This window comes from Paenibacillus sp. JJ1683 (assembly GCF_053006485.1).
Genome location: NZ_CM129820.1, coordinates 4,753,178 through 4,764,764 on the forward strand (window position 1 = coordinate 4,753,178; position 11,587 = coordinate 4,764,764).

The following is an 11,587-nucleotide window of genomic DNA, read 5'->3' on the forward strand; positions in this document are numbered from 1 at the left end:
TTCCCTTCCTTTCATCCTGATGCCTAGAGAACCAGCAACCCTGTCCCTTCTGATTGTAAGACATCCTTGTCTAAAAGCCAAATGCCGCCATCATGGCGTAATCCTATTTAGTACAATTACAAATCATTTATAGCATCAATGATCCGGCACTCAGAAAATCACGTATGACACGTAACATTTGGGTAGCACAATGTTTTGTAGCCGATCATGTGATCAACTTCAAATACAAGTATTCGAAAATTTGATATTGATTCTCCGTTAGCCTCATGTTATTTTTGTTTCATAAGAAACAAAAATAATCGTTGTAATGCATTAAATCACAAAATAAAATATAATATTTATTTTCGCAAGAAACAAAATTGTGCATTAATTACAGGAAGGATGTTGAAGTATGGGAAAACAATTTAGTTCGATACTACCGGAATATAAGGAGTTCATACAGCGACAACATATTTTCTTTGTAGGATCAGCACCTGTATCTGAGACGGGGCATGTGAATATTTCCCCCAAGGGATATAATTCTTTTCGTATATTGTCAGATCATAAGGTAGCCTATCTCGACTTGTCGGGAAGTGGCAACGAGACAAGCGCACACATTATAGAGAACGGACGGGTAACCATCATGTTCTGTGCATTTGAAGGCGAGCCCTGTGTATTAAGGCTCTTTGGTACTGGCACAGTCGTGCTGCCCAACACAAAGCGTTGGAATGAGCTGTATCCTCTCTTCAATCCACTGCCTGGAGCAAGACAAATCATTGTTGTAGATGTTCATATGGTGCAACATTCATGTGGTTTTGCAGTTCCCTTCATGACTTACACGAGCGAACGGGAAAAGCTGAAGGACGTAGCGATTCAGATGGGCCAAGAAGCACTTAAAAAGTATGCATACGAAAAAAATTTAGAAAGTATTGACGGTTTGCCGACAGCGTTTGCCTTGAACAAAAACAATATGACTTAGGCATTTTACGCATCAACCGATATGAAGCAACAAGTCAGCAAAAAACCGGATCTCTTCTGTTACCACATCAGAAGGTTCCGGTTTTTAGACTTACCCTACTCTACTTTTTCAAGTTCTGGTCCAAAAATGACAAGATGGCATTCGCTAATAACTGTGGTGCTTCGAACAAGCTCATATGTCCAGACTGCGGTAGGGTAACCTGAGTTACTCCGGCCCGATCTGTTGTAAACGTCCGGGCTGGAGGAACCGCCTGATCCTGCTCCCCTGCTACTAAAAGAGCTGGCAATGCAGAAGCCGACAGCACATCCCGACGGTCCGGGCGCTCGCGCATAGCCAGTGATGCTCCTACGGCTCCTTGTGGAGGTGTTTTGTAACCAATTTCTTTGACTTTGAGTAGTTGGTTTGGCATCGACTCCACATGTTCAGGAGCAAACAACCCCGGTACGAGTCCATCTACAAAGGTTGTAATTCCTTCCGTTTGAATGGTGGATACAGCCTTGTTCCGCTTTTCTTTACCTTCGTCCGTATCTGCATAAGCCGTCGAATGAATCAATCCAAAGGCCGTAAGACGCTCTGCATGTCTCTGGGCCGCGGAAAGGGCCAAGTAGCCTCCTAGGGAGTGACCAAACCATGCAGCCTGAGGAATGTCCAATTGTTCCTGAAGTTTAAGCACATCGTCTGCCATTTGATCAATCGTATAGGCTCCGAGTGGAGCATCGCTGCGTCCGTGTCCACGCAAGTCTGGAACAATACAACGATAGCTTGGGGATAGCAAGGGAACAACCTCATCCCAATAGGAGGAGCTTCCGCAAAATCCGTGCAACAGAATGATCGGATCTCCTTTTCCTTGTTCGGCATAGCAGATCGTCGTTCCTTCGCATAATACCTTTTCCATGTGGAACCCTTCCTTCTCTGTATATAATCTATTGGTTCTGAATATATTAGTGAGTAGAACATGCTGATGTATATTATTAAGCAGACCATCAATATCTGAAACGGTAGCCCGCTGGAAAATCTTGCGAAGCTGTTTTTAAACCAAATTCACAAGCCGCTGCATCTGCAATATATGCAGCCATCGTCATGACCAGGTGAAGCGACGTCATCTGGAGTGTCCAGTAGGGTTTGGGACTGCGCTCATTCACAATCGCGGCCACGCTATAATGCCCGACGGACGGCAGAGACAGCCCGACCGATCGCGCAGGGGTTAGCGGTTCACAGGCAACAAGGAACATCCCCGTTGAGCCATGCTGTCCAAGACAAGCATCGATGGCGATCACATGATGATCTTGGGGAATACGCTCCAAGTATGAAACCAGATGATCCGCATCACAAGGCTCCGTCATGGTGCCAATCACATGCGGAAAGCCTTGCTCCTTGAGCATGGTGCCTACCAGTGGCCCGAGTGAGTCACCCGACGAGCGATCTGTACCGATACATACAAAAGTCAACTTATCTATAGCGTGCTGATGTTGAATTTCTCGGAAAAACGGTGCGAGTCCGTCGCGATCTGTTTTCTCTACATTAGATTCTACGGGCGAGCGACCAGATGTGGAAGCTCGATTATACAAAGACAACTTTGTCCATCCTCCTTCATTCAGTTGTATATCGGTAATCTGGCTATCAGTACATTCTACAACAAAAACATGATACAATACAGGCAACTTCCCCTGTTATGAAAGGATGGAACATTAACGATGGATTTGTCTGTACCGTCTCATGCCAACATTGAGTATATGATTGAGGGCATTAAAACCAAGCTTCGTATGGCGAGTGGTGCTGCTATGCAGGCTTCCGCTTTCTCGCTAGAGCAATACGAGGACATCCATGATGTCTACGATATGGTGATCAGCAAGCCTAACCTCAGCATTTCAGAGGTTGAAGCCATTGTCTCCGAACTGGGTAGATTGCGTAAGTCCTCGTAAATCAGCTTGTAGGACAGACAGCTTGGCTATTTTAAGTGTGTCACCACAAATAAAGCTCGTACCTCCGGTCGTCTTAACAGACGCGCAAGGGATACGAGCTTTATTTTTTTGATGCATATACGTATTTTCATCCACTTCTTTCTTTACCCATGGATGCTTCAAGGCAAATCTACTAATACCAGTTCAGATACTTCCTCATTCCCTGTAGCTAGTATCTTTAATGTACAGCTTTTTTGAATTCGCGCAGCATCGCCAGGTTTTAACTGAAATTCCCCATCCTGACACGTAACTTCGACATGACCGCTAATGATATAAATGTGAGTGCGGCGCTCCTCTTGCTGCGGATACTCAAGCTGCTGTCCCTTTTCCAATCTGCTCAGATACAGATTTATATCCTGTGCAATCGACAGCGCTCCCTCCACCTCTGAACCAGACACTACGGGCTGAAGTCGATTTAGGCGTTCACTGTGCTTGAATCTTTGTACCTGATAAGAAGGCTGAAGGCCAGGACTCTCAGGTAGAAACCACATTTGCAAAAAGCGAACCGGTTTTTCATCCCCAGGATTTCGCTCCTCATGTTCAATCCCGGTGCCTGCACTCATAACCTGAATCGAGCCGCTTTTCAGATCCTGTTCGTGACCCAAGCTGTCGCTATGATGCAGAAGGCCTTCAATTACATAGGTGACGATTTCCAAATCATGATGCGGATGTCTTTTGAACCCTTGCTGCGGTTTAAGCTCATTATCATTATGGGCTAGCATACATCCAAAATGGGCATTGCTCGGATCTTCATAATCTGCAAACGAAAAGCTAAACTCACTATGAATCCATCCCTTATTTGAGGTATGTCTCTCTGCTGATGTCACTATTTTAATCATCCTTAACACCTCCATGGATTCCAGTTCCGTAAAGCAGCCCTTACTTCGTGATTCCTAATCCACTTCCGGCCCTGGCATTGACAAACGCTGTAATACGATCCCTTTACCCCGCACTTATATGCGTCAATCAGCCTATTGTCTCTGTCAGGTTTTGCTCTCCCGTTCATTATTCGTTAAGTTAATAGTACACAAAATGAATCTATCACAGCCATAAGGAGGCGATTTACTACATATGCTATCCCATGAACCTCAACGATTCCGATTCTTACCAAGCTATTTGCGTCGCAGTCTATCCGCATCTATGATCATGATCGCTGTCTTACTTCTCATTGCCTATTCAGTAAGATGGATTGGCACAGCTCCTTTTCTATATTGGGATGAGCGCATTCAGGATATTGTCTTTCCGAACACGGCTGCTGCTCATTACCGACTGCTACCCGTCGCCATCTTCATTACATCGTTAGGCTCATTCCGCATATCATTACTGATAGCAATCGGTACCGCAATCTTGTGCTGGGTCTATCTCCGCTCAAAAGCGTATTCCTTTGCCATCCTAAGCAGCTTTACGGCGATGTGGGTGCTAAATACGATCATAAAAGAATTTTTACAACGGGAACGTCCGTCTCTTCAACATTTGGTTGAAGCAGGAGGTTACAGTTTTCCCAGCGGTCATGCGATGATTTCCATGGGATTTTACGGAATGATATTTGCCATTTGGGCTATAGAACGAAAGGTTCATAAGCGTACATTCTTCCTTCCGTGTGTTCTTGGTGCATTACTCGTTCTCTTAATTGGCCTCAGCCGTGTATATTTAGGAGTTCATTTTCCTACCGACATTGTAGGTGGCTATATTGCAGGTATGATCTGGCTGGTATTTACCGTTCCCGTGGTCTATTGGCGAGCGCGTCTGTGGGGTTCCTCCCCTTCCTCTCTCCCCCGCCCATAAAGCGCTCTAAGATGGTTTTTTGTTTCACTCAGGGTCACAACGTTTATATACGAAGTAAGCAAGGCGAAGAAATAACGAAAGCTCAGCATTCATCAAAAATATTATCGTTGTGTGAACTCAGGATAAAGGAGGCGATCCTTGTGTGGGGAATTGTCCTAAGTATTGTAATGGCTATTATTATCGGATTGATTGGCGATGCACTGGCTGGTCATGAAATGCCTGGCGGCATTGCGGGCTCTATGATTGCTGGCTTTGTAGGAGCTTGGCTCGGTGCCATGATTCTAGGAGACTGGGGTCCAGTCATCGGAGATTTTGCAGTCATTCCAGCCATACTTGGAACCGCATTGTTCGTGTTCTTGCTCGGACTTGTGTCCAAGCTATTAAGAAGGGCTACCTAACATTTATATATATTTTTTATTCTATAAAAGGAGTGATATATCATGAGTAACATTGACAATCAGAATATGGCAAGCACTTCAGGTTTTGCAAAGGGTTTATTCATTGGAGGTTTGATTGGTGCTGCGGCAGCCCTGCTGTTCGCTCCAAAGCCAGGCCGTGATTTGCGTAGCGATCTGTCCGAAAAAATGACTGTTGTCTCCGATAAAACCAAGGATGTTGCATCCGTAGTCAGCAGTAAAGCGACGGATTTGGCCAAAACCGTTTCTACCAAAACAGCAGATGTAGCCAAAACGGTGGCCGAGAGCAAAGACAACATCGTATCCAGCGTAACTAAAGCCTCTGCTGATGTTGCTAATGAAGCGGCTAAAGCAGATAAAGAAGTTATGGATGCAACTGCTCAGGCAGCCAAGGACACTCAGAAGCAATTAAATGCAAATTCCTAATACGAATACATTCCGATTACAACCAAAATGAGCTCCAAACACTGAACAGCCAGCATGCAAGAAGCTGGCTGTTTTTAAATGATAGAAAGGCTGGGATGACAATGAACAAACCAAGCTCCTATGGAGATGATCTTGCTCGGAACAACAAGAGAACCTTTCACCCCCTACAGACACAAGATCAACCAGACGAGGTTTCATCCAAGCAGACCTCACCTACTCATGTTAAAAAGCATGATCATGAAAGAGATTTTGATGTGGATGAACATCCTTTTGAGCTACGTCATGAGGTCAAGCGGCTTAACAAACGTCTAGATCAAATCGCAGATACATTAGAAAAAGCAGAATTCAAAGATATTATAGAGAACTACTCCAGTACGAAAAGAAGAATTATTAGTAATCTGACGGCTGGGATTTCAAGGGGTCTTGGCCTTACACTGGGTACAGTGGTCGTACTCGCCTTACTCGCTTGGTTGCTTACCTTCCTGGTGCAGTTAAATCTTCCAGTCATCGGAGATTTTATCGCCGAGTTGTTAGGATATATCAAAATGAGCCAAGGTACTAAGTGATTGTCTTCTATTTCATATAAAAACGATCCATCGAACCGGTAATGAGCTCCTAAAATGCCCCCGGTTGTGATGGATCGTTTTTTGAATGCACATTGTAACTGCCGTAAGCAGCCGCTACAATTTGTTACGCTTGTTTGTTTTTAATAAATCTCCTGTCCATCCCTTCATCATCAGCCAGCCGTACATCCCCGCCATACTTAACAGAGTAGCCATAATCACGAAGGTAAAACCCCAGCCTGTTTTGATCCAAGGCAGATTTTCAAAGTTCATGCCCCAGATAGCGCCCACTACAGTGGCCGGCGTAAATACAGCGGTCACGATCGTGAGTGTCTTCGTAATCTCATTGCCCCTAAATGCGGAAATGGCGTCATCAATGGAGATTAGTGTGTCGATTTCCTTCTCATAATGGCGGAATAGTCCCTCCATCCGAGTGACACGGTACAGCAACTGCTTAAAAAAGCGATTTTCTTCCAGCTTATCCAGATAGGCTTCGCGGGAAGCCGTGACCAGCTCTGAAAAAGGAATGAACATATTGCTCCAATACAACAGCTCGAAACGCGCATTCAATATAGAATCCATCAGCGTACGTGCGTTCCTTTTCTCCATGTCCTCTTCCAGTCTTCTCAGGTTGATCTCAAACTTATCCATTCCCGTATGAAAATAATGAAGCACAGCTCTCGCCAATACGAACATGCCATCAGCCGCATCCTCACACTGTTGCAGCATGGTTTGGCGTTCTGGGGTATGCATAATTTCACGGGTATTTTGGTCCAAATTTAAGGTCACTAGCTTCTGGTTTAGAACTAGAAAATAAAACTTGTTGCAATTGCGCTGACTGTCGATCTCCTCCTGAACGGAGTAGATCAATGATCCGCACATCAACGGCTGATTGCCATCTGGAAAGCGTACAGAAATAAAGCTGGATGGAATGTCCTCTACCTTATCCAGCCACTCTGCGGCCTCTGGGAGCTTCTCCTTCAAGTGCTGTATGACCGAATCCTGCCAGTCCGCAGCACAGATGTCCCACCATTCCCATCCTCCACGAAAGGTAGAAATCTGTTCAAATGCTGTCATGGATTCCATCCTTTCTTTGTTTTTTCCGCTTTATAAAAAGGACACGCTTCCCTAATTGGAATAACGTGTCCTTACGATGGGACGTCAAATATTATAAGCCATGAATTCAGCGATCTTGTCATGAAATAGAGGAATTAGACATAATCTGCTTCAACTTTTCTGTTGCCCGCTTCTGAATACGGGAAACGCTCATCTGCGATACGCCCAACGTCTGCGCAATCGCACGTTGAGATTGACCATCCTGAAATGCCAGAAGAAGCACTTTCTGTTCCTGCTCTTTCAGTTGGCTTAAGGCCTGCTGAAGATCCATCCGTTTTTCCACCGTGTCAAAATCGTTAGCATCTGAGCTAATAAGCTCACCTAACGTAGCTGCACTCTCTTCCTGGGATAATGGCGAGTCCAGTGAAACATAGTGGTAGCATTCGCGACCTGCAAGCACCTCGATCGTTTCCTCAACGGTAAGGTCCAAATACTCCGCAATCTCGTTCACATTGGGTGAGCGTTCTAATTTGACGGTCAGCTCATCAATCGCATGTTGAACAAGCGCTCCCTTTTCCTTGATACGGCGAGGGACCTGTATGTACCAGGATTTATCGCGTAAATAATTCTTCATATGTCCCAGCATACTTTTCATAGCGTACGGCTCAAATGGGATACCCAAGCTGATATCGTATTGCTGGAGCAGACGTATCAAAGCCATCTGACCGGTCTGATATAAATCCTCGTATAAGTCCGGGCGGTTGCGGGATATCTTCCCGGCAGCCATCTTGACCATAGGCTCATACTTGCGGATCAGCACGGTAGCAATTTCGTTATCTTTGGTTTGCTGGTACTCCCAGATTAGACCAACGGCTTCATCCATCGACTCCGGGGGAGTTACCTTTTCATTCATACTCTTTCCTCACTTCTGGTCAGACGCTTTACCAACACCACTTCGGTACCTTTTCCTGTCTCATTCAAGATTTGAACATCGTCCATAAGCGCCTGCATGAGATAAAAGCCTAATCCGCCGATTTGCGCATCATTTAACTCCTTGTCATGCAAGGATGCGATACGAGACGGGTCCTCCACACGTTCAAAGCTCTCCCCTTCATCTTTGACACGAATGGACAACGAAGCTTCGTCAAATTCGAATGTTACTTCCACGACTCCTCCCTCATGACCATATGCATAAAGGACAGAGTTATTACAGGCTTCCGATACAGCCACTTTCATGTCTTCGATATCCTCATAAGAGAATCCCATTTTAGCGGCAATACCATATAAATTTAATCTTACAATATCAACAAAGTCAGCTGTGGCCGGCAAATTAAGAACTACTTTTTGAATTTGAGCATTCATTTCTTTTTCTTTCCTTTCCTATTGGGAATTCTCCTGGGGGGCAAAGAATTTGGCAATACCGGTCATATCAAACAGTTTTTGAATCTGAGGCGGTACCTCTTGAACCGTAAACCGGGACTCCATCCCATGCCTTGCTTTTAAAATGGATAGCAAAATACCAATGCCTGTGCTGTCAATGTATTTAAGGTCTCTCAAGTTAACAATCAAATCCTGGCTGGATTCCCCCACTAAAGGCTCCATGACCAGACGGAAATCAGGTGCTACCGAAAGGTCTAATTCTCCACTCAGATAAACGGTATTTACACCATCAGCTGTTTCTGTGATCGCATTGAACTTCTCATTTTTATTTGTATTCATAGGCCTACTCTCCCAAAAAAAGATTTCCCTACATACTAACCCAATATACGAGCGTTTGAATCACGTTATAACTTTTTATACACCTGTCAAATAACACCAGCTAAGCTTCATTGATTCGATCTTTACCTGGCTGCATTGGAAAATGGTCTGGAGAATGCCGGAGCAACGCCTGTTTTACACTGCTGATTTTAACGGGCTTACTAATATAATCGTTCATTCCAGCCTCAATACATCGGGGCTGAATTCCCTCCATGACGTTAGCCGTCATAGCGATAATCGCAGGTTGAGATCTCCCCGCCAACTGTTCACGTACTCTACCCGTACACTCCAGGCCGTCCATTACAGGCATCTGCAAGTCCATAAAGATATAGTCGTAATCCTGATTCGCAGTGACCATATCAAGCGCCTGTTGCCCATCTGCTGCCACGTCTGAAGCCAAGCCAAGCTTATCCAGTATATTGACCATCAGCTTCTGGTTGATGGGATGGTCATCCACAACCAGTACAGGTCTACGGGTTGGGGGCTCCTGTTGTGGAATTTCCCAATCGTGGCTGGACTCCCCCTCTAGTTCATTTTCCTTGGCAAAGCCAAGCTTCATTGTAAAATGAAACGTCACACCCTGTTCTCCACTCGTATCCACACGGATATCTCCGCTCATCATATTCACTAAGGTTTTGCAAATAGCGAGTCCTAGACCTGTTCCACCATATTTGCGTGTCATTGAAGAATCCAGTTGGGAAAAAGGGTGAAATAGCCTTCCAACCTTGGCAGGATCAATACCAATCCCTGTATCCTTTACAGAAAACTCAACCGTAAGCCCATTGTCGCTACGCTCTTTAACCGATGCGAAGACATATACCCCGCCCTGGTCTGTAAATTTGACGGCATTGGACACCAAGTTAATCAGTACTTGGCGCAACCTTCCCATATCTCCATATAACACGGGAGGCAACTGTTCATCGAGAAAATAAACCAGCTCCAAATTCTTGCGGTTCACCTCTACCGTAAACAGGCTGAAAACTTCCTTGATACAGGAAACCAAATCAAATGGATATTCCTCAACCTCCATCTTGCCTGACTCCAGCTTGGTAAAGTCCAGAATATCATTAATGACCGCGACCAGCGCGTCTGCACTGCGGCGGATGATATCGGCATATTCCTGTTGATCGTTTTGCAGCTCTGTCTCCATCAGCAGATCAATCATACCAATGACACCGTTCATAGGTGTGCGAATCTCATGGCTCATCATTGCCAAAAATTCGGTTTTGGCATTGGCAGCAATCTCTGCCGCCTCCTTGGCGGCAATCAGTTCGCTGTTCATCTTTTCCAGCTCCTGTGTCTTCTGATGAAGCAGCATGGACTGTGTTTTCAAGCGCTTGTTTGTCAGATACATTTGTACAAAGCCTTCAATTTTGGACTTGAGAATTTGAGGGATGAACGGCTTCACCATATAATCAATACCGCCCGCTGAATATCCCGCAAACAAATGCTCCGCTTCCTTGCTGTTAGCTGAAATGAAGATAATCGGAATATCCTTCGTCTTCTCTCTGGCCTTGATTAGCTTTGCGGTTTCAATTCCATCCATACCCGGCATTTGCACATCGAGGACAACAAGTGCAAATTCGTCTTTTAATAGACATCGCAACGCTTCTTCCCCTGATGTGGCCTTTACCAGATTATATTGTTCACTCTCCAGCACTGCCTCAAGAGCGAGCAGGTTCTCAGGTCTGTCATCTACCAGCAATATATGAATCGGTTCATGAAGCCCCATGGAATCCTCCTAAGCATCTCTATTTAATCTTCCGGTATATTTTCTCTACCCGGTCCAGCGGCTCGTAGGAATCACTATAATCGGTGAAATGTATGGATTCCTTGGCCCCAAGCACCAAAACACCAAAATGACTCAAGCTATCATAAAACAACCCATGTACATGGTTGCGAAGTTCATCGTTGAAGTAGATCATAACATTCCGGCAAAAAATCACATTGAACTCGTTAAAAGACCGGTCTGTCGCTAAATTGTGCTCAGCAAAAATGATATTTTTTCGTAAGAAGGGATGAAACATCACCGAATCATACTTGGCTGTATAATATTCAGAGAACGATTGTGTGCCCCCAGATTCCAAATAATTTTTGGTATACAGCTTCATTCGGTCGATCCCATATACGCCCTCTTTCGCTTGCTGTAAAGACAGGTTATTCATATCTGTTGCATAAATACGGGCCTTGTCATATAAGCCTTCCTCATGCAGCAAGATTGCCATAGAGTATACTTCCTCACCTGTGGAGCAACCTGCATGCCAGATTCGGATATATGGATACGTTCGTAAAATAGGAATAATTTTTTGCCTAAAAATTAGAAACAGCTCCGGATCGCGAAACATCTCGGTCACCGGAATAGAAAGACTCTGTACCAGTCTATCGAAGGCACTGCGATCATGCAGCACCTTCTCCTGAAGTCCTGATATCGTACTTACATTCTCGGACTGCGCATGATAATAAATACGCCGCTTGATCGAAGGCAGAGCGTAATTACGAAAATCGTAGCCGTACAGCCGATGTATACCTTCCAGCAACAGCTCAATCTCAATCATTTCCCGCTCATTGTCATTCGATTTCACTTCATTAGCAGCATTATCCGCCATATCCTTCGATGTCATAATCTCTCTCCAATTCCTAAATAGGTTTTGCCTGCACCGCTCT

At 44.9% G+C, this 11,587-nt stretch carries 15 protein-coding genes; 6 read left to right on the forward strand and 9 right to left on the reverse strand.

Annotated features, from left to right (window positions below):
* The first annotated feature begins 391 nt into the window (after positions 1-391).
* Positions 392-958, forward strand: a complete 567-nt coding sequence (locus ACUC6J_RS20550) for a pyridoxamine 5'-phosphate oxidase family protein (protein ID WP_447249352.1) — start codon at positions 392-394, stop codon at positions 956-958.
* Between the two features lie 100 nt (positions 959-1,058).
* Here the strand turns inward: ACUC6J_RS20550 and ACUC6J_RS20555 are convergent, their stop codons facing one another.
* Together ACUC6J_RS20555 and yyaC are read right to left on the reverse strand one after the other, a co-directional pair.
* Positions 1,059-1,853, reverse strand: coding sequence for an alpha/beta fold hydrolase (locus tag ACUC6J_RS20555; protein WP_017425945.1), 795 nt, complete (start codon positions 1,851-1,853; stop codon positions 1,059-1,061).
* Positions 1,854-1,941: 88 nt separating this feature from the next.
* Positions 1,942-2,532: a spore protease YyaC gene (gene yyaC, locus ACUC6J_RS20560; protein ID WP_113051030.1), complete on the reverse strand. Its 591-nt coding sequence runs from the start codon at positions 2,530-2,532 to the stop codon at positions 1,942-1,944.
* A 120-nt stretch (positions 2,533-2,652) separates the two neighbouring features.
* Here yyaC and ACUC6J_RS20565 point away from each other — a divergent pair, with 120 nt between their 5' ends.
* Positions 2,653-2,880, forward strand: a complete 228-nt coding sequence (locus ACUC6J_RS20565) for a DUF1128 domain-containing protein (protein ID WP_013373034.1) — start codon at positions 2,653-2,655, stop codon at positions 2,878-2,880.
* 158 nt (positions 2,881-3,038) lie between these two features.
* Here the strand turns inward: ACUC6J_RS20565 and ACUC6J_RS20570 are convergent, their stop codons facing one another.
* Positions 3,039-3,758 carry a pirin family protein gene (locus ACUC6J_RS20570; protein ID WP_031462229.1) on the reverse strand — a complete coding sequence of 240 codons (720 nt, stop codon included), beginning with the start codon at positions 3,756-3,758 and terminating at the stop codon, positions 3,039-3,041.
* Positions 3,759-3,990: 232 nt separating this feature from the next.
* Here ACUC6J_RS20570 and ACUC6J_RS20575 point away from each other — a divergent pair, with 232 nt between their 5' ends.
* The 4 genes from ACUC6J_RS20575 (at position 3,991) to ACUC6J_RS20590 (ending at position 6,112) form a co-directional block, all read left to right on the forward strand.
* On the forward strand, positions 3,991-4,704 hold the full coding sequence (locus tag ACUC6J_RS20575; RefSeq protein ID WP_113050993.1) for a phosphatase PAP2 family protein: 714 nt from the start codon (positions 3,991-3,993) through the stop codon (positions 4,702-4,704).
* Positions 4,705-4,844: 140 nt separating this feature from the next.
* A complete protein-coding gene (locus ACUC6J_RS20580) occupies positions 4,845-5,102 on the forward strand; it encodes a GlsB/YeaQ/YmgE family stress response membrane protein (RefSeq protein WP_039276219.1) in 258 nt (85 codons plus the stop codon).
* 42 nt (positions 5,103-5,144) lie between these two features.
* Positions 5,145-5,546, forward strand: coding sequence for a YtxH domain-containing protein (locus ACUC6J_RS20585; RefSeq protein ID WP_016820275.1), 402 nt, complete (start codon positions 5,145-5,147; stop codon positions 5,544-5,546).
* A 95-nt stretch (positions 5,547-5,641) separates the two neighbouring features.
* Entirely contained in the window at positions 5,642-6,112 is a 471-nt protein-coding gene (locus ACUC6J_RS20590) for a DUF5665 domain-containing protein (RefSeq protein ID WP_447249353.1), read from the forward strand.
* Positions 6,113-6,226: 114 nt separating this feature from the next.
* On the opposite strand, the gene ACUC6J_RS20595 is transcribed toward ACUC6J_RS20590, so the two are convergent.
* The 6 genes from ACUC6J_RS20595 to ACUC6J_RS20620 all read right to left on the reverse strand — a co-directional run bounded on the left by ACUC6J_RS20595 (position 6,227) and on the right by ACUC6J_RS20620 (position 11,544).
* Complete coding sequence (locus tag ACUC6J_RS20595; RefSeq protein WP_016820277.1) at positions 6,227-7,186, reverse strand: magnesium transporter CorA family protein; 960 nt, start codon at positions 7,184-7,186, stop codon at positions 6,227-6,229.
* Positions 7,187-7,304: 118 nt separating this feature from the next.
* Positions 7,305-8,078: a sigma-70 family RNA polymerase sigma factor gene (locus ACUC6J_RS20600; protein WP_013373041.1), complete on the reverse strand. Its 774-nt coding sequence runs from the start codon at positions 8,076-8,078 to the stop codon at positions 7,305-7,307.
* A complete protein-coding gene (gene rsbW / locus ACUC6J_RS20605; RefSeq protein ID WP_016820278.1) occupies positions 8,075-8,527 on the reverse strand; it encodes an anti-sigma B factor RsbW in 453 nt (150 codons plus the stop codon). The genes ACUC6J_RS20600 and rsbW overlap by 4 nt, the downstream gene beginning before the upstream one ends.
* An 18-nt stretch (positions 8,528-8,545) precedes the next feature.
* Complete coding sequence (locus ACUC6J_RS20610; RefSeq protein ID WP_013373043.1) at positions 8,546-8,884, reverse strand: STAS domain-containing protein; 339 nt, start codon at positions 8,882-8,884, stop codon at positions 8,546-8,548.
* 100 nt (positions 8,885-8,984) lie between these two features.
* Entirely contained in the window at positions 8,985-10,655 is a 1,671-nt protein-coding gene (locus ACUC6J_RS20615; protein WP_447249354.1) for a response regulator, read from the reverse strand.
* Positions 10,656-10,674: 19 nt separating this feature from the next.
* Positions 10,675-11,544, reverse strand: coding sequence for a CheR family methyltransferase (locus ACUC6J_RS20620; RefSeq protein ID WP_016820280.1), 870 nt, complete (start codon positions 11,542-11,544; stop codon positions 10,675-10,677).
* Between the last annotated feature and the right edge of the window lie 43 nt (positions 11,545-11,587).